Below are 26757 nucleotides of genomic sequence, written 5' to 3'. Positions count from 1 at the left end.
GTGGGTCAGGTTTGGCTGGAAATATAAAAACAACGATATTTTTAAGTGATTAGTGATGTGGTTGGTGATTTTATAGGGCGGTTCTTATTGTGATGTTAAAGATGGTGATTTTGGCTTATAGTTTTCCCATAATTGGGCTGTCGGGCCGTCCCATGGCGCACAAGTGTATTTTCCGTTTAAGACCCAGTGTAGATAGGGAAAATTTATTTTATCCTGCGTAATAAGGCGAAATAAAAATCTAATCTCAGAGCCTACAATGGACTCCGCTGTGGGTCCTGTCTTATCTGCAACCGCTGCAATATTTATACCGTCTAGTAAATAAAATATTTTGCAAGGATTGAATTTAAATGCCTGAATGAATTTTTGTTGTGGCTCAAGTAAGCCTTTTTTGCTTGCTCGACCAAACGCACTTATAACTGGATCGGTTTTACTATTCGACTGCCGAGAGTCATAGCCATTTGGGTATTGGTTGATGAGTTTATCATCTTCTTTGGATGGCTTGCCGGGTCTTCCATAGTAAATCGGTAGGTTTAGGTTGAATTTGCTCTTCTCCAGAGCAATCGCATTAGTGTAAGGAGTAATTAAGTCTTCGTTGTAAATGGGAATTGATTCATCATTTTTGTTATATCCAAATTCCCCTCCCGTTAGTAGGCCATTTAAGCCGTTTCTTCTAAAGTAAGAATAATCAAATTTTGAAAATTCTTTTCTATTTAATTTGATTAAATCGGTGACGGCGGTGATCGCATCGCTTGTGCCGTAGAGCATGTCTCCTCTCTGATAGTCTCTCATAACGACATGTGTAGTAGTTAGATGACAGCCTGCAAGACGTGCGTCAGTCTTCCAGCCTTCAGTGTCATTTACTGATTCTTTATGTGCATGACATATTTTTTTGTCATTATCACCGGTGGTTTGATGTACTTTTATAAAATGTTCAAGTGAAGAGGTTATTGAGAAAACTAGGTTTCCATTTTTATTTTCATTATCTGGTATGTTTTTAAATTCACCCGCAGGCCCGAGAATAATAGGTTCCATGAGTTTTCTCTTTTTAAGTTGTCAACGAAGTTTGCATTTTTGTAAAAATATACTAATAAAAAAATACCAAGTGCTACTTGTCTCATATAAAAGGTTTGTCTACCCCACCACCCACTCCGCCAATTTCCCCACCACCTCGGTCAATAAAACATTATCAATATCCCGCGCCCCCGCGCCGCGACAGCGGTTCAGCACCGCTTGAATTAGCCCCGGATCAAAATCAAACATCTTGCCGGTGGCGCGTTGATAGCGTTGACGCAGCACTTCCAGCTTGCTGTGCACGATGTCGGCCAGTACTGCGTCGTCCAGCGCTCGGTAGGGCACCACCGTCATCCGCGCCAGCAGCGCCGGGCGGAAGGCGGCGTTGAGCTGCGGCCGAAGTTGGTCGATGAAGCCGGGGTGGCCGATGGCGGCGGGCGCGGCGGCCAGGATGGCTTCCGCCCCCACATTGCTGGTGGCCAGGATGATGGTGTTGTTGAAGTCCACCACCAGGCCGGTGCCGTCTTCCATCACGCCCTTGTCGAACACGTTGTAGAAGGCTTCCAGCACGTCCGGGTGGGCTTTTTCGATTTCGTCGAGCAGCACCACGCTGTACGGTTTGCGTCGCACTGCTTCGGTCAGCACGCCGCCCTGGCCGTAGCCGACGTAGCCGGGCGGCGCGCCCTTGAGTTGGCTGACGCTGTGGGCTTCCTGGTATTCCGCCAGGTTGACCACGATCAGATTGCGTTCGCCGCCGTAGAGCGCGTCGGCCAGCGCGTAGGCGGTTTCGGTCTTGCCCACGCCGGTGGGGCCGAGCAGCAGGAACACGCCCACCGGTTTGCCGGGGTCGGTGAGGCCGGCGCGGTAGGCCTGGATGCGTTGGGCGATCTTGCCCAGCGCGGCCGGCTGGCCGATCACGCGCTGGCCCATGCGCTGGGCCAGGGTGCGGATGGCGTAGGCTTCGTCGGCCAGCATCTTGCCCACCGGGATGCCGGTCCAGCCGGCGATGACGGCGGCCACCGCCTTGGAATCCACGTGTTCCGGCACCAGCGGGTCGTCCTGGCGCAGCGCGTCCAGGCCGGCTTCCAGCCGCGCCAGTTGTTCCGCCAGCCGCAGCGCCGGGTCCGCGGCTTCGTCCTCGTCGGCGGTCGCGGTCCCGTCTTCGGCTTCCTCCAGCAGCAGCGGCGGTTCGCCGGCCGGCAGTTCGGGCTCGCTGGCCAGCAAGTCCAGCAGTTGCTGGCGGGTGCGCAGGATTTCGCGCACCGCGCGCAGCTCGTCCTGCCAGCGCACGGTCAGTTCGCGCATGGCTTGCAGCTGGCGCGCGCTGTCTTGGCGCAGCGCGGCGATGCGGGCGGCGTGGTCCAGGCCGGTGGCCTGTTCGTTCAGCAGCCGCTCCAGTTCCTCGTCCAGCATGGCCTGGCGGTGGCGCAGGTTTTCCAGCTGCGGCGGCTGGTCGTGCTGGGCCAGCGCCACGCGGGCGCAGGCGGTGTCCAGCACGCTGATGGCCTTGTCCGGCAGCTGGCGGCCGGAGATGTAGCGGTGGGACAGTTTGACCGCGTCGTGGATGGCGGCGTCCAGGATGCGCACGCCGTGGTGCTGTTCCAGCCGGGCGGCGACGCCGCGCAGCATGGCCACGGCGCTGTCTTCGTCCGGTTCTTCCACTTGCACCGGCTGGAAGCGCCGCGCCAGCGCCGGGTCGCGCTCGAAGTATTTCTTGTATTCCTGCCAGGTGGTGGCGGCCACGGTGCGCAGTTCGCCGCGCGCCAGCGCCGGCTTGAGCAGGTTGGCGGCGTCGCTGTGGCCCTCGGCCGCGCCGGCGCCCACCAGGGTGTGGGCTTCGTCGATGAACAGGATGATGGGCCGGGCGGCGGCGCGGATGTCGTCCATCACGCTTTGCAGCCTTTGTTCGAATTCGCCCTTGAGCCCGGCGCCGGCTTGCAGCAGGCCCAGGTCCAGCGCCAGCAGGCCGACGCCGGCCAGCGCCGGCGGCACTTCCTCATGGGCGATGCGCAGCGCCAGGCCTTCCGCCACCGCGGTTTTGCCCACGCCGGGCGCGCCCACCAGGATGGGGTTGTTCTGGCGGCGGCGCAGCAGGATGTCCAGGCATTGGCGGATTTCGCCGTCGCGGCCCACGATGGGGTCGATGCGGCCGGCGCGGGCGTCGGCCACCAGGTCGTGGGTGAAGCGCGCCAGCGCGCCGGCCGGTTCCGCCTCGGCGGCGGACGGGGCTTCGCGCGAGGCGGCGGCCCAGGCGTCCAGTTGTTCGCTCAGCGGCTGGCGCGGCGCGCGCAGCAGGCAGGGCGCGCCGATCAGCAGCAGATTGCGCAGTTCGTCGCGCTCCAGCAGGGTGAGCAGCAGCAGGCCGGAGCGGATGCTGGCCTGCTGGCGCAGCGTGGCCAGCAGCAGCGCTTCCTTGAGCCAGGCCACGGTGTGGCTGGAGAAGGCCGGGGCGCGGGTTTCGCCGCGCTTGAACTGGTCCAGGCTGCGGCGCAGCTCCGCGCTCAGCTGGTCTGTGCTCAGGCCCAGCTTGGGCAGCAGCAGCGGCAGGTCGCCGTTGGGCAGTTCCAGCAGCTCCAGCAGCACGTGTTCGATTTCCACGTAGTAGTGGCTTTGTTGCAGGCAGCGCTGGGCGGCCAGCTCCAGCGCCTTGCGGCAGCTGGGGTTGAGGCGGGCCACCAGTTCGGACAGTTCGGCGCTCATGCCGGGTCCTCGCCGGCCGGGGGCGGCCGTTGCAGCCGGGTGTCCAGCTGTCGCGCTCCGCCGGGACCACCCAGCCAGCTGTCCCAGCTTAGCCGCGGCGCGGCGCGGGCTTGCAGCTTGAGCGCGGCGGCTGGCGCTTGCCACAGCAGGCTGAGCTGGATGTCCAGGTCCGGGCCGAAGTAGAAGTCCGCCAGCGCGGCCAACGCGCGGTGGCGTTCGCCGCCGGGCAGGAAGGCGCGGTAGCCGGCCGGGTCCAGCGGGCCCACGGTCAGGCGGATGCCTGCGTGTTCGTCCCAGGCGCGGCGGCCGGCCAGCGCGCCCTGGCCCAGCGTGGCGTTGCGGCCGTTGGGGCCGATGCGGGTGCGGCTGGCCGGCGGGATTTCGCGCCAGCCGCCGGCGTAGGGGCTGGCTTGCACCGGCGCGGCCAGGTGGCGGCTGGCCAAGGCGGCGAAGCCGGCCAGCGAGCGGCGGCGGTCCGCCAGCAGGGCGGCGCGGGCCAGCAGCGCGGCGTCCGGCACCGCCTGGCGTTGTTGCAGGCCGGTGGGCAGCAGGCCGCACAGGCTGAGCAGCAGCGGCCGCGCCGGGCTGAGCCGCGGCGCGGCGAAGCTGGGCGCCAGCCGGTATTTGCGCTGGGCGCGGTAGAGCAGGGCCAGCAGCCGGTGCTGGAACAGTTGCAGGAATTCCGCCGGCGCGTGGTCTTTGTCCTGGCGGCGCTGTTGCAGCCATTCCTGGTAGGCGTAGGGCAGCGGGCCGTCCGGGCCGCCCAGGCCGAAGGATTCGACATCGAGCGCCGGCTGGCCGTCCCGCGCGTCGCCGCCCAGCGCGCCCGGTTCCAGCGCGCTCAGTTCGCTGGCGGCGAAGGCGGGCAGCAGCGGGCCGCGCAGCCGCAGCGCTTCGCGCGCCGGGTCCGCGCCCTGGCCCAGCGGCGCGGCTTGCGGCGTCAGCCGTTCCAGCAGCATCACCGCCTGGGCGAATTCAAAGCCCTGCGGCCGCGTCAGCAGCCGTTCGGCTACAGAACCAGGCTGGGGCCGGGCGGCGGCTGCCATGTCTGGATCTCCTGTTGCTGGTGGACGAGTCGGGTGCGCACGAAGCGGTTGGCGTGGGCGTAGAGGGCGAAGAAGTGGGCGAGCACGGCGGCGAACAGCACGCGGCTGCCGCCGGCGAAGCAGGCCGGGTCCAGTTCCAGCGTCAGCAGCAGGCCGTTGCGCCAGCCGCGCCAGGCGTCGGCGCCGACGTGGTCGACAATGCGTTCGCTGCGTAGCGCGGCGATGCCTTCGATCTGGCGGCGCGCGGCCGGCTGTTCGCCCAGATTGTGCAGCGCCAGCATTTCGCGCAGCGCGGCCAGCGCCTGCGGGCCTTCGCTCAGCGACAGGTGGTTGAGGCTGAGCTGGGACACCAGTTTCCAGCGCGAGGCGCCGTCCAGCGCGGCTTCGGTTTGCGGCCGCGGCGGGCGCAGCAGCCGCGCCTGGCCCACCGGGCCGGGCAGTTCGAACATCAGCGGCGCGCCGGCCGGCAGTTGCTCGGCCAGGTGGCGGTTGGTGCACAGCAGCTCGGCGGTGAGGCTGAGCTCGCTGGCGGCCAGCGGGTCGAAATCGGCGTCCACCAGGGTCAGCAGCATGTCGCTGCCGGGGCGCAGGCGGTTGAGGCCGCGCACGCGGCGCGCGTGCCAGTAGCGGCCGTCGCCGCCCTCGCCGTGGCTGCAGGCGAAATAGGGGGCGATGCGGCGCGCGCCGTCCGGGCCGGCGGCGCGCAGCTGGCGGATGGAGTGGATTTCCACGCTGTGGTCGCGGTGGGCGTCGGCCACCAGCAGGTATTCGCTGCGGCTGCCGTCCGGGCGCAGCGGCTCCGAGGTGTGCGGAAACAGATTGATCACCGGCGCGCAGCCCAGCGCGATGTCGCCGTGCTGGATGCCCAGGCGGCCGGCCGGCGCGCGTTCGAAGGCGATGACGATTTCCAGCTGCCGCTCCGCCTGGCGCGGCAGGCTCAGCGGCAGGTCGAAGAAGGCGAATTTTTCCGGGCAGGCGAAGTATTCGGCCAGCAGCGCGTGCGCCGGGTGCACGCCGTCCTCGGCCGGCAGCAGCGCTTCGTCGGCGCCGAAGCCGCAGGCGCGCGGCAGCGCGCCGGGGCGGATGGAGGGCGCGAGGCCGGGCCGCTCCGGCAGCCGGCAGCTGATTTGCAGGCTGTGGGCGGACAGCAGGTCGTAGAGCGCGGCGGCGTTGAGCGGGGAGCCGGCCAGGTGGATGCGCAGGCTGTGCAGCGGCAGCGCGCCCAGCGGCTCCGGCCCCAGTTTCTCCAGCCGCAGCACCAGGGCGGCGCGCGCCTGGGCCAGGCCGCTGGCGGCCTGGGCTTCGTCCTCGGTCAGCAGGCTGGCGGCGGCGAGCCGCAGCGGCCACAGGGTGACGGCGGCGCTGGTGCGGAAACGCAGGCTGTCGCCGGCGGTGGTGGCCACGAACAGCGGGGTGCCGCGTTCGATGCGGTAGCCGGCGTCCAGCTTGCCCTTGTCCGGGTCCGGCTCGAAGCGGGCGATGGCGCAGGAGGGCATGGGCCGCAGCGCGTGCGGGTAGAGCTGCTCCAGCAGCGCGTCGGTGAGTTCGGAGTAGTCGTCGTCCAGCCGGCGTTGCAGCCGCGCGCACAGCAGGGCGAAGCCTTCCAGCAGCCGTTCCACTTGCGGGTCCGGGCATTCGCCGTCGCTCAGTTGCAGGCGGTGGGCCACCTTGGGGTAGCGGTGGGCGAATTCGCCGCCGGCGTGGCGCAGGTAGGCGAGTTCGCGTTGGTAGTAGTCCAGCAGGCGCGGGTCCAGCGATTCCATCAGCCGGCGTCCTCGCAGGCGGTCAGCCGCGCGCCGGACGGGTCCAGCTCGGCGACGAAGGCGGCCGGCCAGCGGCTGCCCTCGGCCTGGAGTTCGCCGTCTATGCGCACGCTGAGGATCAGGCCGCGGCCCTGCACGGTGTCCACGCTGACGCGTGGCGCGGCCAGCCGGGGTTCGAAGCTGCGTATCGCCTGGCGGATCTCGCGCGCCAGGCGCTGGCGGTCTTCGGCGCGCTCGGGGTGCAGCGCGCTCCAGTCCGCCACGCCGTAGTCGATGACGCTGAGTTCGGGCAGGTAGGGCTGTTCGGCGCGGCGGCTGGACAGCAGCCGCGCCAGTTCCGCCCGCACCGATTCCTGCAACCGGCGGCGGTCCACCCGCCGCAGCGGCTCGGCCTCCAGCCTGTGTCGCGGTTCGGCGTCGGCCAGCAGTTCGAACAGACCCGGACGGAACTGGGCGGGCTGGCGCATGGTTTACTTGGAGTACTTGTTGGCGGCCAGGTCCCACACCGCGGCGGCGTTGCCGTCCTTGGCGCCGGTGTCTTTCTGGGTGGTCAGCTCCCACTTGATCTTGGTGAAGTTGAGTGAGAGGTTTTCCACCGGCTTGCCGCCGGTGCCGCCGCTGACGCTGACGTTGGACAGGATGGCGTTGGTCAGGGTGTAGACGATGTAGGGCAGGATCTTGCCGCTGCTGTCGGCGGCGTTGCGGCCTATGGTGATCTTGACCTCGGGGATGTTCTTGCCCTGGCAGCAGTAGGCGTTGAGTTCCGGCGTGGATTTGTCGGTGAACTTGGTCAGGCTGAATTCGCCGATATGCGGCTTGCCGGAGGTGCGTTCGGTGTTGCTGACGTCGTTGGTCACCTGCATGGCCACGTTGTGGCTGTAGGACAGCACTTCGATCTTGTCGGTGTAGCCTTCCAGCTTGCACTCGCCCTTGATGTCGCTGCCCAGGTCCAGAATGATGGCGTCCATTGCTTTGCTTGCTCCTTGGAGGGTATCGGTTCAGGCCCGCCGCGCGGCGGGCCCTTGGTGTGGCGTCAGGCGGCGGCCGGCGGCGGCAGCTCCGCCACCAGGCGGATGGACGCGGTCAGCTCTTCCAGCTGGAAGTGCGGGCGCAGGAAGACGGTGGCGCGGTAGGCGCCGGGCTTGCCCGGCACTTCGGTCACGTCCACTCGCGCTTCGCGCAGCGGGTACTGGGCTTTCACTTCCTGCGGCGCGTTGTCGTTGACCAGCACGTAGTCCGCTATCCAGTTGTTCAGATAGGTTTCCACGTTGTCGCGGGTCAGGAAGCTGCCGATCTTGTCGCGCATGATCACCTTGATGTAGTGAGCGAAGCGCGAGGCGGCCAGCACATAGGGCAGCATCGCGGAGATGCGAGCGTTGGCGTTGGCGGCGTTGGTGTTGTAGAGCTTGGGCTGGTTGGCGCTCTGGCCGCCGAAGAACACCGCCAGATCGGTGTTTTTCTTGTGGCACAGCGCGATGAAGCCCAGGCCGTCCAGCTCTTTCTCGCGGCGGTCGGTGATGGCGATCTCGGTGGGGCATTTGAGCGCGATGTCGCCGGACACGGTGCCGAAGGTGTGGGCCGGCAGGCCTTCCACCGCGCCGCCGCCTTCCACGCCGCGGATGGCCGCGCACCAGCCGTATTTGGCGAAGGCGTCGGTGATGCGCTGGCCCAGCGCGTAGGCGGCGTTGCCCCACAGGTATTTGCTATGGTCGGTGCCGTTGACGTCTTCCACGTAGTTCATGCCTTCGGTGGGCTTGGTGTCGGGGCCGTAGGGCAGGCGCAGCAGGATGTGCGGCAGCACCAGGCTGACGTAGCGGGAGTCTTCGCTGGCGCGGAAGGAGCGCCATTTGATCAGCTCGGCGCTTTCAAAGGCCTTGGCCAGGTCGCGCGGCACCGCCAGTTCGGTGAAGCTGCTCATATCGAACAGGCGCGGGCTGGCGGCGGAGATCAGCGGCGCGTGCGCGGCGGCGGCCACATTGGACAGCTTTTCCAGCAGCGCCACGTCCTGCGGGTGGCGGCCGAACTCGTAATCGCCGATCAGCAGGCTGATGGGGTGGCCACCGAAGGTGCCGTACTCTTCCTCGTAAATCTTCTTGAACAGCGCGCTCTGGTCGAATTCCACCGCCTTTTCCAGATCGTTCTGCAGCTCGTCCTTGGTGGCGTTGAGCAGGCGCAGTTTCAGCCGGCTGCTGGTTTCGGTGTTCATCACCAGGAAGTGCAGGCCGCGCCAGGAGGCTTCCATTTTCTGCACGTCCGGGTGGTGCAGGATGTTGTTGAGCTGTTTGCTCAGCAATTGGTCGATGATGGCGATGCGGTGGTTGATCATGGCCACGGTGTCTTTGTCGATGGCCATGCCTTCGTCCAACACTTGGGTGGCGAATTCGGACAGCAGGTCCTTGGCGTATTCCTGCTGGATGTCGTCGTGGGCCATGCGGCCTTCCTGGATGATGCGGTCCAGCAGCGACAGCGAGGCGGCGTCGCCGCTGGGCGCTTCGGCTTGGGTCTTAGCCATGAGATGTCTCCGGTGTCGGGTAGGGGGAACTGGGCGTCAGGCGGCCGGCGGCGCGTCCGGCGCCGGCGCGGCTTCCGCGGCGGCCGGGGCCTCGGGGCGGGCGCTCTTGATCTTTTGCAGTTCCTCGGTGTTGGCCACCACGTCCTGCAACAGCTTGTCCAGTTCGTCGTTGCCGTCCAGCTTGGTCAGCAGGTCGCGCAGCTTCTGGCGCGCCTCGTACAGCCGGCGCAGCGGGGTGACTTGCTTGACGATGTTGACCGGGTCGAAGTCGTCGAAGTGGTTGAACTTCAGCTCCACGTTCAGCTTGCTGCCGTCGTCGGACAGCGCGTTGTCCACCTGGGCGGTGACGCGCGGCGCCAGCGAGGCCAGCACCGCGTTGAAGTTGTCGCGGTCGATTTCCACGAAGCGGCGCTCGCTGAGCTTGGGCAGTGGCTGCTCTTGCTTGCCGGCCAGGTCCGCCATGATGCCTACCACCAGCGGCAGCTCCCGTTTTTCCAGGGCGTTGCCGATTTCCACGTCATACGTGATTTGCACGCGCGGCGGACGAATCCGGTCCAGCTTGTGCTGTGTGCTCTCTGCCATAACAGACCTCGATCGGTTGGGAAGCTAACGACGCCGGTTGCGGGCCGCGTATCCGGTCCGCTTTGGCGTGATTGCATGATTGTCAGACCATTGTTGCCCGGCCGGGCCTGGTCGCTCTTTTCCATTGAAGCCGGCCATGGCCGCTGCATGGAAGCCTTATTTGCTGACAAATGCTTGCAATTTGCATTTTTCAATGACCATGGCTTAACAATTCCTATAGAACTATCGGCATTTTTTTGCCAATATTATTTGCAATGGATAATGGCGTTTGGGTGATGCGGATGCGCAACGGGTATCTGGCTGGGCTGTTCTGCTGTTTGGCGCTGGGCGTGGGCGGATGCTCGTCGCTGGGCTTCGGCCCTTCGGTCAAATTGCAGGCGGCCACGCTGGACGTGGTCAGCATGGCCAACGACGACACGCCGTTGGCGGTGGATTTCGTCGCCGCCAAGGATCCGGAGCTATACAAGCTGTTGCTGGGGCTGCCGGCGGCCAAGTGGTTTGAACAGCGCGAGCAGTTGCTGCGCGATTACCCGGCGGATCTCAAGGTGTGGGAGCTGGAGCTGGTGCCGGGTCAGCACCTGGAAACCGACGATGTGCCGATACGCGGCGAATCCGCGGCCGGCCTGCTGGTGTACGCCGGCTACGCCGGGCCGGGCATGCACCGGCTGAGCCTGGATACGCGCAAGAAGGTCTGGTTGCGTTTTGAAAGCAAGAATATGCGGCTGATGGAGCCGTAGCGGGGGGAGAGCGGTTTGAAAGCAGTGCCACAGGCAGTGTGTTGGTACGAGGGGATGCAGTTGCTGCCCCAGCATTTTCAATGGCAGGCGCTGAGGTCGGACGGGGTGTCCGCGGCGCTGGCGGCGGCGGCCCAGCCGCTGTATTGGGGCGTGCTGGAGCTGGAGCTGGACGAGGCGGCGCTGGCCGGCGGCGTGGCGCGGGTGTCCGCGCTGGAGGCGGTGCTGCCGGACGGCCTGCCGCTGCGCTTCGACGCCGGCGACGGCGCCGAGCTCCGCTGCGACGTGACGGCGGCCGCGGCGGAGGCGCCGGGGCGCACGGTGACGGTCTATCTGGCGCTGCCGCCCTTGTGGCGCGCCGGCCGGCTGGATCCCGCCGCCGGGCGTTTTCGCTCGGAAAACAGCGAGGCGGTGCCGGATTTGAGCAGCGGGGAGAACCCGGCCAGCCTGACGCTGTGGCGGCCGGACATCCGCCTGGTCACCGAGGCCGAACGCGCCGACATGATCTGCCTGCCGCTGTTGCGCATCGCCCAGCAAGGCGGCGGCTTTGCCCGCCGCGCCTACGCGCCGCCGTCGCCGCGGCTGCTGCCGGACAGCCTGCTGGGGCGCAAGGTGGCGGCGCTGTGCGCCAAGGCGCGCGAGAAGTGCGTGTTCCTGAGCGGCCGTCTGCGCCAGGCCAAGGACGCAGGCAAGGACGACGATATCGACGAAATCCGCCGCCAGCTGGCGGCGCTGTGGGCGCGGCTGCCGGAAGTGGAAGCCGCGCTGGGCAGCCGCGCCGCCCATCCCGCCGCCCTGTTCGGCTTGCTGGCCGGCATGGCCGGCGCGCTGACCGCGCTGGACCCGGGCGCCGGCGCGCCGGTGTTTCCCGCCTTTAATTACCAGGAACTGCTGGCCTGTTACGAGCCCTTGCTGAACTGGCTGTCCGCCGCGCTGGACCGGGTGCGCGCCGGCTACCGCAGCCTGCCGTTCAACCGCGACGAGGATGGCTTCTGGGTTCTGCTGCCGGAGGCGGCGCAGGCCAGCCAGCGGCTGATCATCGGCCTGCGCATGCCCGGCGGCGCGCCGGAGTCCGCCGCCCAGCAATGGCTGAGCCAGGCCATCATCGCCTCCGAGCCGCACGTGGCCACGCTGGCGCGCCAGCGCATGCGCGGCTTGTCCTTCCAGCCCTTGGACCGCGCGGAGCAAGTGGCTTACAGCGTGGGCGACGACACCCGGCTGTTCGCCTTGCTGGTCAGCGGAGACTGGCTGCAGCCGGAGCTGCCGCTGCGCATGACGCTGCCGGCAGGCGGCGCGGCGCTGGAGCCGTGGGAGGCGCTGCTTTTCGTCGCCGATCCGCAGGACGAGGCCGAGGGAGAACGCCATGCCGGATAACGCCGCCTTGCAGCCACTGGGCGCGCTGGCGCAAGCGCCGCTGGGCGCGGCTTTCGAGGATGCTTACGCCGAATGGCTGCAAGTGTTCCGCGAACTGGCCGGCGGCGGCCACAAGGCCGAAACCGCCGCCGAACTGGCCGCCGAGCAGGGCGGTTTGCTGGCGCGGCGGCTGAGCCGCGCCGCCGGCGCGCGCGTGGGCGCGGCCGGGCAAAGCCAGATCGACGCCTTGCAGTATCTGTTCGTCGCCTTGATCGACGAGCGGCTGCTGTTCGAGGACTGGCCGGGGCAAAGCCTGTGGCAGGCCACGCCGCTGGAGCAGCGGCTGTTTGGCAGCCGCGCCGCCGGCGACAAGGTGCCGGCCTTGATCGAGCAGGTGTTGCGCGAGCGCGACCCGGCCGGGCGCGACCTGGCCAATGTCTGCCTGCAAACGCTGAGCCTGGGCTTCTACGGCCGGCTGCGCGGGCCGGGCGGCCTGGCGCAGCACGAGGAATGGCGGCGCGAACTGTTCGCCTTCGCCTACCAACGCGACGCCGACCTCCGCAGCCTGGCGCCGGCGCTGGAGCGCAGCAGCGCCTTGCCGCCGCAGCGGCTGACGGTGCGGCGCATGCTGCCGGACGGTTTCCGGCTGGCGCTGGGCGTGGCCGCCATTCTGGTGGGCATGTCGGTGGTGGGCCACGCCTTCTGGCATGACATCGTGTCGCGGGTGGAGCCGATGCTGTACCAGGGAACGGACGGAGACGGGCAAAGCAAATGACGATCCAGACCATAGCCGGCATCGCCTTGCTGGCCCTGTTGTTCGCGCTGGCGCTGGCGGCGCTGATCTGGTGGTTGCGGCGCGAGGCGGACCCGGCGCGGCGCAGCTTTCGCGGCTCGGTGCGCCGCTTCGAGCGCGAGCTGGGCGCGGAAGACCGCTACCAGACCCCCTGGGTGCTGGCGGTGGGGGACCGAGTGCGCAATGTCGAGGCGCTGTGCGCCTCGCTGCAGCTGAAACACGAGGGCGAGGCCAATTGGTTCGGCCGCTGGTGGTACGGCGGCGACGGCGCGGTGTTGGTAATCCCGGACGATATGTTCAGCCACCCGGACGGCGCGCTGGCGCCGCTGTCGGCCTGGCGGCGGCTCTTGGGCGTGTTGCTGCGCAGCCGCGCCGCGCGGCCGCTGGACGCGTTGATCTGGACCGTGTCCGCGGACAAGCTGTGGAGCGAGCATCTGGCGGTGAGCGCCGGCCTGGCCGCCGGCAAGAAATTCGCCGATCTGCAGCAGCGGCTGGGCCTGAGCCTGCCCATCTACCTGGTGGTGACCGAAACCGAGCAGACGCCGGGCTTTCTGGAATTGGCGCAGGCGCTGCCGCGCGAAGCGCGCGACGCGATGCTGGGCTGGTCCTCGCCCTATGTTTCCGGCACCGCCTATCAATCCGACTGGATAGAACAGGCGCTGGAAAAGCTGCGGCTGACCTTGAGCGAAACCATAGCCGAGATCGGCGCGCTGCAAGGCCAGGCCTCGGCCGACCTCTACCTGCTGCCGCGCAGCTTTGAAGGCGCGCGCGCCAATCTGCAAGCCTTGTGCGACCCGGTGTTCCGCGGCAACGCGCTGGGCGAGGCGCCGCAATTGCGCGGCATCTACTTCACCGGCGCCCAGGCCGCGCCGCAGGACGATCTGGAAGAAACCGTCGCGCCGCCGGCGCTGCCTCTGTTCGCCAGCCGCCTGCTGCGGCAGCGGGTGCTGGCGGAGCAGGGCCTGGCCCAGCCGGTGCCGCGCATCCTGCGGCTGCGCCAGCGCTGGCACCGCTGGACCCTGGCCGGCATGGGCCTGTTCGCCGCCTTGTGGCTGGCCGGCATCAGCTGGTATTGGCATACGGCCACCGACGACGCCGACGCGCTGGGCCGCCAACTGCGCATTCTGCAACTGGACCGGGGCGGGCCGCGGCCGGAGCTGGGCAACGACGCCGCGGCGCGCCAAAGCGTCGTCGCCTTCTGGCGCGCGCTCAAGGACGCGCCGTCGCGTCGTTTCGGCACCTTGCTGCTGCCCACCTCGCTGATGTCCCCGGTGGACGGACGCATCGACGACACCATCGAGTACGCGCTGCGGCGCGCGGTGATGCAGCCGCTGCAACAGCGGCTGCTGCGCGACGCGGAGCAAGTGCGGCGCCTGGGCGAGGCGGGATCGGACAGCGTCAGCGACGACACCGCCGCGCCGGAAAAATGGCCGGCCTATCTGCTGGCGCGGCAATTGGCCGGCGACGCCGGTCGCCTGGAACAGCGCGTCAGCCAGTTCAACCACGCGGTGAACGACGGCAACGCCACGCTGGACGAAGCGGCGGACCTGGCCAACGGCCTGTTCGGCCTCAGCCTGCGCGCGCCGCAGAACGCCCAGCGCGACAATCTGCGCCGCATCCTGCTGGCCAGCGACCGATTGGTGGCCGCGCCCATCGACCTTGCCAAGATCCGGCCGCAAGTGGGAGACCACTTCAGCGCGCTGATGCAGGCCTGGCTCGGCCAGCTCTACACCAACCAGACCTTCGACCTCACCGCCCAGCAACTGCAAAAGCAGCTGCAAATGCTGGAATCCGGTCAGGGCAACTCCTTGGCGGACCTGGACAGCATCGCCGCCCGCATCGGCCTGCTGCAAAGCCTGGTCAACGCCACCAACAGCGCCTGGAGCCGCGCCGCCGGCCAGGACCTGGTGCCCGGCTACAGCGCGATGCTGGACGGCGCGCGCCGTTCCAGCCTGATAGGCCGCGACGCGGTGGCGCGAGTGGTGGACTACTCCGCGGTGGCGCGCCAGGACTTCCGCAAGCGCTGGCTGGGCGGCGTGGGCGCCTCCTCGGCGTTGCTGGCGCAAGGGCCGTCCGGCGGCCTGGAGCTACAGGACGCGGTACTCAAGTTGAACGTGACCCTGGCCTCCTTGCTGAAGCTGGACTTCGTCGCCAGCGCGCGCGCAAAGGCGGAAGCCGGTCTGGGCGACTTGGCGAATATGAACGCGGATGCGATGACGGCGGCGCTGCGCCATTACGACGGCTACCAGAAATACCTGGCCGGCAGCGCCGGCCAGATGCCGCCGGCCTACCGCAAGGGCCTGGAGCGCGCCTTGCAGGACAGCGCGGCGCGGGCGATGTGGGCCGAGCTGAGCAGCCGCCATCCGGAACCCTCCTCCGATCAGACCGGCGGTTCGGTGGACGAGGGCAACGCCTTCGACGCCCAGGCCAAGGCGGCCACCCCCTTGCTGGCGGCAATGGACGAGCTGTCCCAAACCGCGCTGCGCGGCAAGCTGATGGCGGAAATGGACCGGCGCGCGCTGCAATCCTTGCGCCACGCCGAGCGCAGCCTGCAAGGGCTGGCGGTGTACCAGCCGCTGCAAGGCAGCTTCCGCTGGTGGGACGGCTCGCGCAACGCCGGCGCCCGCGCCTTCCGCGCCGGCGGCGCGCGCGAACTGCAGCAATACCTGGGCTCGCAGCTGGAGCTGATCGGCACCCTGTCCCAGGCGCAAGCGCCGACGCTGAACTGGCTGCTGTCGCACAAGAGCGAAATGTCGGTGGGCGACCAGCAGCTGGTGCAGCGCTGGCAAAGCGCGAGCAACGAGCTGCGCCACTACAAGGAAAAAGCCGCCAACAGCGCGCCGACGGTGCTGGAAACCATGATCAGCAAGGACTTCAACGAGATGGACGTCGGCAACTGCCGCAACGTGCTGGACCAGGTGGAACTGCCGGCCGCCGGCAATATCTTCGCCGAACGCGCCCAGACCCTGGTCAGTCTGGCCAGTGACCGCTGCGGCGCTTTGCGCACCCAGGCGGGGGCCGCCGCTTACCAGAAGCTGAGCGCCTTCTTCAATCAATACCTGGCCAACCGCTTCCCCTTCGCCGCCAAGCTGAGCGCGCCGGACGCCGCGCCGGAGCGGGTGGCGGAATTCATGCGGCTGATGGACGACAGCGGCGGGCTGGCCGCCGCGGGGCTGCAGGACCTCAAGTCCGGCCAGGCCCAGGCGGCGCGGCGCTTCCTGGACGCGGCCAAGGCGGCGCGCGGCTGGCTGGGGCCGATGTTCACCCGCGAAAACGGCGGTCCGTGGCAGGGCGTGGATGTGGAAGTGCGTTGGCGCACCGACCGCGAACACGAGCAGGCGGCGGACCAGGTGATCGAATGGACGCTGGCCAGCAGCGGCCAGCGCCTGCGCTACCCCGGCGGCGATGGCCAGCGCCTGCGCTACCCCGGCGGCGATGGCCAGCGCCTGCACTGGAACGTGGGCCAGCCGCTGACCCTGGCGCTGCGCTGGGCCAAGGAATCGCAGCAGGCGCCGGTGGAAGACCCGGCGCAAGGTGGGCTCACCGTGTTCGAGCGGCTGGCCAGCTGGAACTACGGCGGCCAATGGGCGCTATTGCGCCTGCTGCGCGAGAACAGCTCGCCATTGCGCTCCAGCAGCCTGGACGGCTTCAACGACATCAGCCTGATGCTGGCGCTGCCGGTGCGCAATCCGGCTGCCATCGGCAACGGCAATGCGCAGATGTTCCTGCGCTTGACGCTGCAAGCGCCGGGCGGCAAGAGCGGTCTGGCCGTGGCCGGCCTGCCTTACACCGCGCCGGCGTCGCCGTTCCGCGCCGCCGCCAATCCGCGGCTGGCCGCGATAGAGGGCAGCTGATGCGCGCTTTGATCACCATGAGGACCGCACCATGAGCGCTACCGTCAGCCTGGACGCGTTATTGCAACCCATCGCCGCGGACAGCCCCGGCGGCGAGCCGCTGCGCTACGCGCCGGAATACGACCAACTGCGCGAACTGCGGCGCGAGGACGACCCCAGCCTGCCCGCCGGCATCTGGGAAAGCGATTTGAAGCGGGCGGACTGGCCCGGCGTGGAACGCGTCGCCTCCGCGCTCTTGGCCGAGCGCAGCAAGGATTTGATGGTGGCCGCCTGGCTGGGCGAATCCTGGCTGCACCTGTTGGGCTTGCCCGGCCTGGAGGCGGCGCTGGCGCTGAGCGCGCAGTGTTGCGAACAGTTTTGGGACAGCCTGCATCCCTTGCCGCAGCAAGGCGATCTGAGCTTTCGCACCGGCCCGCTGGAATGGCTGGCCAAGACCTACGCCGCCACGCTGGCGGCCCAAGTGCCGCTGCTGGACGCGCCGCCGCCGCAGGAGCGGCAGCCGCTGACCCTGCGGCAATGGCAGGACCTGAACCGCCGGCTGCTGGCCGGCGGCGACGAGGGCAAGCTGGAGCGCGAGCAGGCGCGCCACGAGCAGCAGAAGCTGAACGACTGGGTGCGCGCGCTGCCGCCGGCTGTGCTGGAAGATAGCCGCGGCGCACTGGCGCGCAGCCGGCAATGGCTGGCGCGGCTGCAGGCCTGGTGCGACGAACGCATGGGCGCGGACGCGCCGTCCTACGCGCCGCTGAACCAGGCGCTGGAGCAGGCGGCGCAGGCCTTGCAGGAGCTGGCCGTGCTGCATCCCGGCCCGCCGCCGGAACTGGAGAACGCCGCCGTCGACCACGCCGAAACCGCCGCGCCGCCGGCCGCCGTCGAAGCCGGCAACAGCGCGCCGCCGCCCGTTGCGGCCGCGCCGATGTTCACCCAGCGCGAGCCGCAGGGGCGGGAAGACGCTTACCGCCAGCTGCGCGGCATCGCCGACTACCTGGCGCGCACTGAACCGCACAGCCCGGTGCCCTATCTGATCTACCGCGCGGTGGAGTGGGGAGACAAGCCGTTGCGGGAATTGCTGGCGGAGCTGATAGACAGCGACGCCGAGGCGCGGCGGCTGTGGTCCCTGCTGGGGGTGTTGCCGTAGAGCCGCTAAGTAAAAACGTGTTTACGATCTTGCGAGCTATGACGAGACAAGGCGAAAACGAGCGAAAAAGCGGACTGTACATACGGTACATGAGCATTTCGAAGGTGTACTCGCCGTGTCTCCCTTCACGACGCGCAGCGGGCATTGAACAGGCTCTAAGGCTTCGCCCACATGGCGCGTTGCCGTTGAATCGCCAAAGGCTCCGGCGGCGGCGCGCCCACCAGCGCCTGACGGGCAGTGACCATATTGTTGAACCCCGCCAGGCGATAACACTGCCGCACACAGGTATCGCGGTTGGTCCATTTCCCGGACGCCCACATCTCCAATAAAGCGGCGCGGGCAGGCTCGTACTCGCCACGCCATTTGCGCCAAAGGTGGAAAGCCGTCAACGCCTGATTGATTTCCTGATGGATGTCTTCGGTGTTGGCCGGATGGATTGGGTTGTTCTCCGCCAGAGAAATCACCCCCAGGCGCGTCTCATAAGCAATGATCAAACGGGCGGCGCGCTTGAGAGCCTGGTTTTGCTGGATCAGCAGCTTCATCATGGCAATGCTCTCCCTGATAGCCATCACAGCACGCCGTTAAAGTGTTCCAGCCCTGTTTCAAGCGTTGCTGTATCGGTTCCAGCAAGGCCAGCGCGTCCTCGCTGGTAAACAACAGCGGCTCGTCGCGGCGTTCCAACAGGGTGATCAAGGCCAATAAGCCCGTGTGGGCGGCGCGCATGTCCATCACGCCGCGCAGCAGGGCGGTGTCCAGTTCGACATAGCAATGGTTCAACTGCTGGCCCAGTTCGCCCAGCAGCGTCACATCGCCGGCGGCGGCGGGCAAGCGCTGGGAACAAAGGTGCAGCTGCTCCATCACCGGTACAGCGGCGGGTGCGACAGTTTGGCCTGCGCAGTGGGGACAGGCGGGCGGCGGCATGGCGGGGGGAAAGGTAGAGAAGGTCATCACGGTCTCCATGTCAGCTTTGGAAACCTGCCCAGGCGAGGCTAGGGCAGGCACATGACAAGGTTGCAAGACCGGCTAGTTCTATAACGACCGGTAGCCCCGAGAGGCTCCCTGCCACGGCCCGCCCCGAATGGGTACGGCGTGGCAGCAGACGTAACAGCGCCAAAAGCGAACTGATTTGTCTGCTATAGAACTAATTTATGGGCTTGCAAACCCTGCGCCGCGTGATTGAGCACGGCGCGGAGCAAAGCCTAAACAGGCTGGCGGCGGGCGTCAAGCTGGGGGAGGTGGAGTGGGGAGCTTGTCTGCCTGGTGCTTGGCTGAGTGCGCCCATCCGCTTTGCAAAGATTTCACGCTGGATCAGCCTTTCTCCAATAGCTAGGACGTCAAGGCAGGCAATGAAGACGAGGGGCAATGGCGGCTTTCGAGCTAGCACAGGCTGAGTCATTATTGCCCGCCCGAGCAGCACGACTCAGCCCTCTATAAACTACCCGGCTAGTCCCACCCACCCCTATGCCGACTACAGCAGGATGGCCATTGGTGTTTTTTGTTGAATAATTTTAATGTGAAATATTTTAATAAGTATATTGTTCGATAAAGCGCATTGTTTTATGAGAACAACCTGTCATGGTTGTTTCTTTTGCTGTTATTCCCTCCCCTTGTTATAGCGCGTTGTGCTAGCTCAAAAGAAGGGGCTATCGCCCCACGGTATACTCTGCCCGCCGTCCTGATTTTCATCGAGTAAGCCTATCTGGACGCTGCCTCTTGGCCGTGAGAGTATGGGCGCTTGTGGCAAACGCAATGCTTGCCAAGCGATAGGCTTAGGTCCGCACTCTACCCATTACCCGCAATGAAATAGACAGACGGCAGGCTATCTGGTCAAACGGGCATTCCATTTTTACCGTGGGTGGGGGGCTGAGCTAGAATCTGGCCGCTTGGTGGCTAGGCCAGTCATCCGGATGGGTTTGATCAAATCTTCTTGTCGAGAAATTAAATGCAAACAGAGACTCAAAGAAAACATGCCACGAGCGCGGTTATCGTGTTTTTTATCACGCTGCTGCTTTCGTATTACGCCTATTTTTTGCCGAGAATGGATTATTCATGCGGTGATGGTTCCTGCATGATGGATGGCATGATGTATCGCTACATTGCCTATGCTCTCACCGTGCTGGGCTTTTATACGGTGGCTGTTTTAAGTGTGCGGATATTGATTGATCAATGGTGGAGGTGCTTTGCCCTGGGCGCTGTGTTGATCTTGCTGATCAATCCTCATGGATTTTTTACCATCCTGCCTCATTAATAGGGCGTGGCTTGGGGGCAAGCTGTGAGCGCTCGTATTCGCGAGCCAGCACCTAGTCCTAATGCGCGGATGTTCCGCGGTTTGCCAGCTCCTAGAAGCAAAGCCAAAATGCGCGTTCTAGGAAGCGTCGGCACCCAGCGGTCTGCCGGTTTTAGGGTCCAGCCCCTTGGCCTTGGCCAGCTTTTCCATCAGTTCTTCGCTGGGCTTGGGCGGAGCGATATTGGCTTCGTGATCTTTCAGCCACTGAATCTTGCCGTCCCAGGGCGGTAGCTTGGCTGGAGGCAGCGGGACGATTTCGTCTAACTCGGGTACAGAGGGGTGGAGGTAGGAATAGCGGCCGAGGATAGCGCCAATTTCTTTGTAACGACTGCTACGTTCAGAATCTTTAGCCAAGTCCATGAAATACAGCTCATTATCTTTCGAGGGGCCAGAGAAACCGTGCTCAAGGCGCGAAGCAGCGCCTTCGTCTCCTGCTTGAACTCCAAGTTGAAGAGCGGCAAGTGCATCTGTATAGCGTTGATCATCCCTTAAATCGACAGCTAACATCGTTGCGGCTCTACCGTGGCCTTGCTCGGCGGCACAGCGACGCATCTGTCGTGCGACCTCTGGAGCCTTATCAAGAGGAGCTAACTTTTCCGCTACATAGTACTGCCCGTCAGGACTGCCAAGGTCTGCCGCTTTTCGGTAGTAGCGTAAAGCCAATTCCGAATCTTTTCTTACCCCGTAGCCTGCATCAAGATAGCGAGCCATGTCGTAGTAGCCCCCCGGCACGTCCTGGCGTATCAGCTCCTCGGTCAAATCCAGGGTTTCCTTTACTGGATCTGCGCTCCAGGCTTGGCCCTTGCCTATCATCTGGCGCAACTCCAGGTTAGCCTTGTAATGGCCATATGCCGTGGCAATACGGTAATAGCGTTCCAGTGCCGGATAAACGCTGGTGTCATCCTTCAACAGATTGTCCTTCTGCACATAGCGCGCATAGAGGTAGAGGCGCTCTGCATCGGGGTTGAGTTTTGGTAGATGCTCTTTCTCATGGACGCAGCTAAAAGCCAGCTTGGCCTCAATCCCCTCCAGCGTGGGCACGGCGCGCTGCTTGTTGCCGCAGGCGGCCAACAGGAGCAGCAGCGCCCAGAGCGTTGCGCGTTTAGGAAGCGTCGGCACCCAGCGGTCTGCCAGTTTTAGGGTCCAGCCCTTTGGCCTTGGCCAGCGTTTCCATCAGTTCTTCGCTGGGCTTGGGCGGGGCGATATTGGCTTCGTGATCTTTCAGCCACTGAATCTTGCCATCCCAGGGCGGCAACTTGGCCGGAGGCAGCGGGACGATTTGGTCTAACTCAGGCACGGTGGGGTGGAGATAGGAGTAGCGGCCTAGTATGTCACTAATTTCTTTATAACGCTGGTTTCGATCATGGTCATTTTTTAAATTGAGATCCTCACGACTACCAGACTGTGCTACAAATGCTTTACTTAAGATGTATGCAGCTGTTTCATCGCCAGCTTTAACAGCTAATTGGAAAGATTCAACAGCTTCCTTGAATTTTTTATCGCTTCTGTAGTCGGTTCCAAGCATACCTGCAGATTCGGAGTGTCCTTGAAGTGCGGCACACTCTCTCATTTGACGTGCGACGTTGGGTGCTTTATCAAGCGGAGCCAATTTCTCAGCTACATAGTATTGCCCCTCTGGACTACCCATGTCTGCAGACTTACGATAATAACGCAAGGCCAACTCGGGGTCTTTCTTTAAACCATAGCCAGCATCAAGATAGCGGGCCATATCGTAGTAGCCACCCGGCACGCCTTGGCGTATCAGCTCCTCGGTCAAGTCCAGGGTTTCTTTTACCGGATCGGCACTCCAGGCTTGGCCCTTGGCTATCATTTGGCGCAACTCCAGATTGGCCTTGTAATGACCGTAAGCCGTAGCCATGCGGTAATAACGTTCCAGTACTGGGTAGATACTGACATCGTCCTTCAGCAGATTATTCTTTTGTACATAGCGCGCATAGAGGTAGAGCTGCTCTGCATCGGAGTTTAGTGTTGGCAAGTGGTCCTTTTCATAGACACAGCTAAAGGCCAGGTTGGCTTTTACCTGATCAAGTGTGGGCACTGTACGCTCCTTGTTACCGCAAGCGGCAGTAAATAGACATAAAGTTAATAGAAAAAAACATCGCACAACTTAGTCCTTATTAGTTCGTTCTGCGCTGAAGCGATAAAATTCAATTAGTGAGGCAACCGGGGATTGCCATTTTTCTTTTGCATTTTTATTCTCCCGAATTATATCTTTCCATTCTTTAAACGCTTCTGCAGGCTTATCTTGCGCCCCGCGCCCCTTGGTATGAATATTCCACAGCTGCCGCCGCAATACCGGGGTGATCTCCGGCCGGTGGTGGGCGATATTCAGTTCGCTATCCACCTGCATGCTGCGGGTGTTGATGTTGGCGCTGCCCAGCGTCATGAAGGTATCGTTGACGATCATCAGCTTGCTGTGAATGTAGACCGGTGTCCAGTCCCGGCCGGGCACGGTATAGGATTCCGCGCTCATCGGGTATTTCATCCTGACGCGTTTGCTGTCCGGCGTGGTGGGTTCCGAATCCGGCGCCACCAGGGTGCAGACATGCACTTTCAGGCCCGGCCGTTCTTCCGGCAGGATGGGGGCGTCGGCTTTCCCTAGCGCCGCTTTTTGCGCGGCCAGTTGCCGCTTGCGAGCTTCCAGCGCTGCCTGCTTGGCTTCCAAGGCCTGCTTTTGCTGTTGATACGCCTGGATCTTGGCTTTGTTGGCGTAGCCATTGGGTATCAGCTGCATATTGCGTTCCAGCTGGGTTTGCCGGATTTCAACCTCGGTCCGGTTCATCTGGGTTTGCAGGTCTTGCGCGCGCTCCAGTCGGGCGACGTTGGGAATGGTTTCCGCCCGGCCTAGGCTGTCCAGCATTTCATAGGTTTTGACGGTGCCGTCGCCCATGCCTTCGTCGCTGGAGTTGGTCACCACAAAGAGATAAAGCGAGTCGTGCTTGCCGGGGTCGCGGCCGCAGCGGGTTTGCGCCTGGGCCGCGGCCTTGATCTTGTCCGCCAAGGGCGGCCAGCGGAAATACTGGTTCTCGATGTAGATCATGGTGCTGGCGTTGTTGACCGCCTGCAGATAGAGCTTTTCGATGTCGCGGACATTGTATTGCGCCTGGGTGCGCAGGATTTGCCCCTGGATGGGCAGGTTCTGGCTGTCCGGGCGCGCGGGGTAGTCGCGGAAGTCCGGCTTGGGCAGCGTTTCCCCGGTTTCCTTCTTCCAGGCTTGCCAGAAGTTGGCGAACAGATCGCCGACGATGGGGCCGGTCACGCGGCTGGAAATGTCCTGGCGCGGGCCGTGTCCATTCGGCCCCAGGTGCGGCGGGTAGCGTTTGCAGCTGTGCGCGTCCTTATCCCAGTACTCGTCCAACATATTGTGGCCCATCACGAAGCCGACCGCGCGCTGCGGGTCTTCGTAGTCCACCAGTACCATTTTCTGGTGGTGGGTGACGGTGGCGGCCTGAACCGCGCTGGTGGTTTTTTTCAGTTGGGTGTCGGTGGCTTCAAACAACGAGCGGTAAAGAATTTCCGCCCGCTCGGTCAGGCTGAAGTCGCGTCCGACAAAGCGCGGGTTGGCGATCAGGTGCTGCGAGGTGCCGTACCAGTAATAATCGTATTTTCTCTGCTCCGGCGTAGCGGTGGGGCTGCTGCTGAACAATCCGCCGCCAGGCTGGTTGTTCTCCGGGCCGTACTGGGCCAGGTTGCTGCCAGCCGGTCCCATGCGCCAGCCCAGAACTTTGACCTTCACCCCCTGTTTGGCTTTCTGTTTGAGCAGTTCGCCAATGCAAGGCGATTTGCCGTCGCGGATGAAATACATCGACGGCTGGAAGCCCCAACAGATGATGCAGACTGATTTCTTGGCCGCTTCAATCGCCTGATGCACGGCGCGGAAGGCGCGCTCGCCATTGACCAGCGGTTGAAAACTGGCGGTCAGCACGTTGTATTCCGATTTGTCGACAAACCAGGGCGGGGTGATGGTGCAGCGCATGGTCTGGTTTTGCGCAACCGGGACTTTGATTGGTTTGTTCTTGCCTGCGTCAGCCATGATTGCGTCCTTTCCCTTTCGCCAGGCTCAGGAAATCCTCCCGCGCCGACTCCAGCAGCGAGGTGCGCCCGGCGTCGTCGGCGCTGCCGGCCTGGTGGCCGTGGTAACCCAGATTGGCCGGTTCGCCCTGGCTGGGGTTGCTGTATTCATTGGGCACCGGAATATCGTATTTGACCCCGTTGGCCATTTCGATCCGGTATTTCTGGTTGGGCGCCATGTGGTCGATATGCAGGCAGCCGCTGTCGTCCAGCACGTCTTTTTTCATCTCTGCGCCGTCGGCGTACAGAGTGAAGGGCATGCCGGCCCAACTGCTGTTTACGCCTTGCCCTGCCTGGTCGATCTGGACCGTCAGCGGGGATTTGGGCAGGTGCTTGGGGAAGGCCGGGTGCGCGATATTCATCCGGTCCGGCCCGCTCATCTGGTGGCTGGCGCCTTTCACCGACACCTTGCCGGGGCAATGCAGCTCGATATTGCCGCCGGCGATGCGGATGTAAGCGCCGCCGCTGACGTTGAGCAGGATTTCCTGCTTGGCCGCCACGGTGATTCTTTCCTTGCAAGCAGTCACCGTCACATCCTTGTCCGCGGTGACCTCAATGCTGTCGCTCTGCGCTTGAACCTGCACCTTGCCCTTGGCCGCAATCAGCTTCAGTGCAATCTGGTCCTTGACCCCGGCGACGAACAGGCTGATGTGCTGGCCCACGTTATGGAGCCAGCGCCGGCCGCTGGTCTGGTTGGTGTCGCGCTGCGCCACCAGGTCCAGATTGGTGCCGGCCGCCACGGTCTGGCTTTGCTGGCTCAGGCTGGCGATGCCGGCGGGGGCGGACAGCACGATCAAGGGCTGGCGGCCGGTCTGCTCCTTGGCGGTCTTGCCGTCCTTGTCGGTGTTGGAGCCGGCTTCCCAGGCTTTCATGGCGGCGGCCTGGTGTTGCAGGTGGCCTTCGGTTTTCTTGGCGGCCTTGGCGTTGTCCGCGCCGATTTCTTCCGGCCCGGTTTCCATGGTGTCCGCCTGCTGGCCAGTGGCGGTGTCGCCCAGGCTTTGACTCAGGCTCAAGGCCGCGTCCAGCTGGCTTTGCGCCTGTTCGCGCGCCAGTTGTTTGCCGGACGCGCCGTTCTGCGCTTCGGTGCTCAGCAGCAGGCCGTGACCGGCGCGGATGGCGCCGTGGTGGTCGGTTCTGAGTTCGAAGCCGTCGCCGCGCGGCTCGGCCTTGCCCTTACTGCGCGGGTGGGTGAGGAAGCCCTGGTTGAGCTGGGTTTTGCCCGGTTCGCTCGATAGCTTGGCTCTGACTTCGCCGGGGGTGTCGTCGAACAGCAGTTCGTTGTACTGGCCGCCCTGGTGTTCCTTGGATTTGATGCCGGACAGGGTTTTATTCGCCGGCAGCGCGCCGGCGCCGCTGAAGTCCGGCGGCGGGTGGCTGCCGTTGTAGAGCACGCCGGTGATCACCGGGCGGTCGATGTCGCCTTCAATGAAGTCGACCAGCACTTCCTGGCCGATGCGCGGGATGAATTGATGGCCCCAGCCGGCGCCGGCGCTGGGCATGACCACCCGCAGCCAGCAGGAGGATGTGTCGTCCAGGTTGGCGCCGATGCTCGGGTGTTCGTCCGGCCGTTGCCAGTGGAATTGCACTTTGATGCGGCCGTGCTGGTCGGTGTGGACCTCTTCGCCCTGGGGGCCCACCACGGTGGCGGTCTGCACGCCGCGGGATTTGGGCTTGGCCAGTTCGGTGTGGGCGTAGGCCGGGGTGAGCGGCACGCCGCGGCGTTGGGCGTCGAACTCGGCGCGGAAGGGTTGGGCGTCCTCTGCTTTTGCCAGCGCTTTGAGGTCCGCCGGCAGGTTGTTGCGCGCGCTCAGGGTTTGGCGGGTGACGACGAATTCGCGCTGTTCGCTGCTGTCGCCGTCGTGGGCCGGGTGGTCGTCCAGGCGGAACCATTGGCCGGCGGCCAGGCCGCGCACCGAGCCGCCGCCGCTGAATTGCTTGGCCTTGAGGTCATGCGCCTGCTGGCGCAGTTGGGCGTAGTGGCTGAGCTGGTCGGCGTCGCCGGCGTAGTACAGCGATTGCGGGTCGTAGTCGTGCAAGGAAGACTGCAGCGCCTTGCCGTTCTGGCCTTGATCAATGCGGCTGTCGTCGCCGCTGTGCTGGGTGCTGACGGGTTGGTAGTCGAAGCTGGCCAGCGCCACCGCGCCGGGGACGATCTGGCGCAGGGCGTTCCATTCGGTCAAGCCGTCCTCGGCCTCGGTGGCGTCGCTGCGGTGGAAACGCACCCGTTCCACACTGGCCGGCGGCAGGCTGTAGGGGTCGTCGAAGGCGACCAACCGCACTTGTGGTACCTCGCCATCGAGGTGATCGAAACGCCAGGCATAACCCTCTTCGTGCAGCAGCCGCACGATGAAGTCGTAATCGGATTCTCGGTATTGCAGGCAGTAGCTGCGCGGGGACGCCACGCCGGTCTTGAACTCCAGCGTCTGCACCCGGGCGAACACCGGATTGGCCTGCTGATGCTCGGCCAGAATCTGTTTGACGATGTCCGGCACCGTCAGGTCCTGGAACACCCGCGAGCTTATGCGATGCCGCAGCAGCGCGAACGGCGGCTCGATGGTGAGCTGATAACGGCTGAAACCGCCGTCCGAGCCCAGGCTTTCCACCTTGGACACCACGCCGCAACGCAAGCTCTCCGCGCCGGCGGCGTCGAGGATGCCGAGCCGGGCCGGCAGACCGAGCAGGGTCTTGAGTTCGATGGCCCCGTCCGGCGATAGACAGGCGAGCTGGTAGGCGTAGGGCCGGGACACGCCTTCCTCGCCGGCCAGGCTCAGCGGCAGCAGTTGCTCGGCCGCCACGCTGCCGTCGCCCAGGCTGAGGGTGAGCAGGCGTTGGTCTTGATTGAAGGCGGAGGCGAAGCTGGCGAGCAGGGTGCTGAGGTCCATGGGCTTTTTTCCT

At 64.7% G+C, this 26757-nt stretch carries 20 protein-coding genes; 6 read left to right on the top strand and 14 right to left on the bottom strand.

What is annotated here, in order from left to right:
- Window positions 1-84: 84 nt before the first annotated feature.
- The 8 genes from GYH29_RS15420 to tssB form a co-directional block, all read right to left on the bottom strand.
- Window positions 85-1032 carry a hypothetical protein gene (locus GYH29_RS15420; RefSeq protein WP_161524079.1) on the bottom strand — a complete coding sequence of 316 codons (948 nt, stop codon included), beginning with the start codon at window positions 1030-1032 and terminating at the stop codon, window positions 85-87.
- 99 nt (window positions 1033-1131) lie between these two features.
- Complete coding sequence (gene tssH, locus GYH29_RS15415) at window positions 1132-3711, bottom strand: type VI secretion system ATPase TssH (protein ID WP_161524078.1); 2580 nt, start codon at window positions 3709-3711, stop codon at window positions 1132-1134.
- Entirely contained in the window at window positions 3708-4757 is a 1050-nt protein-coding gene (gene tssG / locus GYH29_RS15410) for a type VI secretion system baseplate subunit TssG (RefSeq protein ID WP_161524077.1), read from the bottom strand. The genes tssH and tssG overlap by 4 nt, the downstream gene beginning before the upstream one ends.
- Window positions 4721-6520: a type VI secretion system baseplate subunit TssF gene (gene tssF, locus GYH29_RS15405; protein ID WP_198001586.1), complete on the bottom strand. Its 1800-nt coding sequence runs from the start codon at window positions 6518-6520 to the stop codon at window positions 4721-4723. Before tssF ends, tssG begins: the two co-directional genes overlap by 37 nt.
- On the bottom strand, window positions 6520-6987 hold the full coding sequence (gene tssE / locus GYH29_RS15400; protein WP_161524597.1) for a type VI secretion system baseplate subunit TssE: 468 nt from the start codon (window positions 6985-6987) through the stop codon (window positions 6520-6522). Before tssE ends, tssF begins: the two co-directional genes overlap by 1 nt.
- Window positions 6988-6990: 3 nt before the next feature.
- Window positions 6991-7488 (bottom strand): Hcp family type VI secretion system effector, encoded by a 498-nt coding sequence (locus GYH29_RS15395; RefSeq protein WP_019103270.1) that lies wholly within the window; start codon window positions 7486-7488, stop codon window positions 6991-6993.
- Between the two features lie 65 nt (window positions 7489-7553).
- Window positions 7554-9032, bottom strand: a complete 1479-nt coding sequence (tssC, locus tag GYH29_RS15390) for a type VI secretion system contractile sheath large subunit (RefSeq protein WP_161524076.1) — start codon at window positions 9030-9032, stop codon at window positions 7554-7556.
- Between the two features lie 36 nt (window positions 9033-9068).
- Window positions 9069-9614 carry a type VI secretion system contractile sheath small subunit gene (gene tssB, locus GYH29_RS15385; protein WP_019103272.1) on the bottom strand — a complete coding sequence of 182 codons (546 nt, stop codon included), beginning with the start codon at window positions 9612-9614 and terminating at the stop codon, window positions 9069-9071.
- Window positions 9615-9889: 275 nt separating this feature from the next.
- On the opposite strand from tssB, the gene GYH29_RS15380 reads away from it, so the two are divergent.
- Genes GYH29_RS15380 through tssA form a run of 5 tightly spaced genes read left to right on the top strand, consistent with a single transcriptional unit; the run spans window position 9890 to window position 17483 of the window.
- Complete coding sequence (locus GYH29_RS15380; protein ID WP_085951923.1) at window positions 9890-10351, top strand: type VI secretion protein; 462 nt, start codon at window positions 9890-9892, stop codon at window positions 10349-10351.
- A gap of 24 nt (window positions 10352-10375) precedes the next feature.
- Complete coding sequence (tssK, locus tag GYH29_RS15375) at window positions 10376-11722, top strand: type VI secretion system baseplate subunit TssK (protein ID WP_232060611.1); 1347 nt, start codon at window positions 10376-10378, stop codon at window positions 11720-11722.
- Window positions 11712-12476: a DotU family type IV/VI secretion system protein gene (locus GYH29_RS15370; protein WP_161524074.1), complete on the top strand. Its 765-nt coding sequence runs from the start codon at window positions 11712-11714 to the stop codon at window positions 12474-12476. Before tssK ends, GYH29_RS15370 begins: the two co-directional genes overlap by 11 nt.
- Entirely contained in the window at window positions 12473-16348 is a 3876-nt protein-coding gene (locus tag GYH29_RS15365; RefSeq protein WP_161524073.1) for a type VI secretion protein IcmF/TssM N-terminal domain-containing protein, read from the top strand. The genes GYH29_RS15370 and GYH29_RS15365 overlap by 4 nt, the downstream gene beginning before the upstream one ends.
- 31 nt (window positions 16349-16379) lie before the next feature.
- Window positions 16380-17483, top strand: coding sequence for a type VI secretion system protein TssA (tssA, locus tag GYH29_RS15360; RefSeq protein ID WP_161524072.1), 1104 nt, complete (start codon window positions 16380-16382; stop codon window positions 17481-17483).
- Between the two features lie 155 nt (window positions 17484-17638).
- Here tssA and GYH29_RS15355 read toward each other — a convergent pair whose 3' ends face one another.
- Entirely contained in the window at window positions 17639-18028 is a 390-nt protein-coding gene (locus tag GYH29_RS15355; protein WP_161524071.1) for a hypothetical protein, read from the bottom strand.
- Window positions 17961-18431, bottom strand: a complete 471-nt coding sequence (locus GYH29_RS15350) for a hypothetical protein (protein ID WP_161524070.1) — start codon at window positions 18429-18431, stop codon at window positions 17961-17963. The genes GYH29_RS15355 and GYH29_RS15350 overlap by 68 nt, the downstream gene beginning before the upstream one ends.
- A gap of 994 nt (window positions 18432-19425) precedes the next feature.
- Here GYH29_RS15350 and GYH29_RS15345 point away from each other — a divergent pair.
- Entirely contained in the window at window positions 19426-19731 is a 306-nt protein-coding gene (locus GYH29_RS15345; RefSeq protein ID WP_161524069.1) for a hypothetical protein, read from the top strand.
- A gap of 117 nt (window positions 19732-19848) precedes the next feature.
- Here the strand turns inward: GYH29_RS15345 and GYH29_RS15340 are convergent, their stop codons facing one another.
- The 4 genes from GYH29_RS15340 to GYH29_RS15325 all read right to left on the bottom strand — a co-directional run bounded on the left by GYH29_RS15340 (window position 19849) and on the right by GYH29_RS15325 (window position 26744).
- Window positions 19849-20889, bottom strand: a complete 1041-nt coding sequence (locus GYH29_RS15340; protein ID WP_161524068.1) for an SEL1-like repeat protein — start codon at window positions 20887-20889, stop codon at window positions 19849-19851.
- A complete protein-coding gene (locus GYH29_RS15335; protein ID WP_081545026.1) occupies window positions 20873-21829 on the bottom strand; it encodes an SEL1-like repeat protein in 957 nt (318 codons plus the stop codon). The genes GYH29_RS15340 and GYH29_RS15335 overlap by 17 nt, the downstream gene beginning before the upstream one ends.
- Window positions 21830-21898: 69 nt before the next feature.
- Window positions 21899-23824, bottom strand: coding sequence for a phospholipase D-like domain-containing protein (locus GYH29_RS15330; protein WP_161524067.1), 1926 nt, complete (start codon window positions 23822-23824; stop codon window positions 21899-21901).
- The gene (locus GYH29_RS15325; RefSeq protein ID WP_161524066.1) at window positions 23817-26744 is read right to left on the bottom strand and encodes a type VI secretion system Vgr family protein; all 2928 of its coding nucleotides are present in this window, start codon (window positions 26742-26744) and stop codon (window positions 23817-23819) included. The genes GYH29_RS15330 and GYH29_RS15325 overlap by 8 nt, the downstream gene beginning before the upstream one ends.
- Window positions 26745-26757 lie beyond the last annotated feature (13 nt).

The sequence above is a fragment of the Chromobacterium haemolyticum genome, assembly GCF_009936155.1.
Classification (GTDB): Bacteria; Pseudomonadota; Gammaproteobacteria; order Burkholderiales; family Chromobacteriaceae; genus Chromobacterium; species Chromobacterium haemolyticum.
The sequence above is the reverse complement of the archived record's forward strand: the minus strand, read 5'-3'. Positions and strand labels throughout refer to the sequence as shown.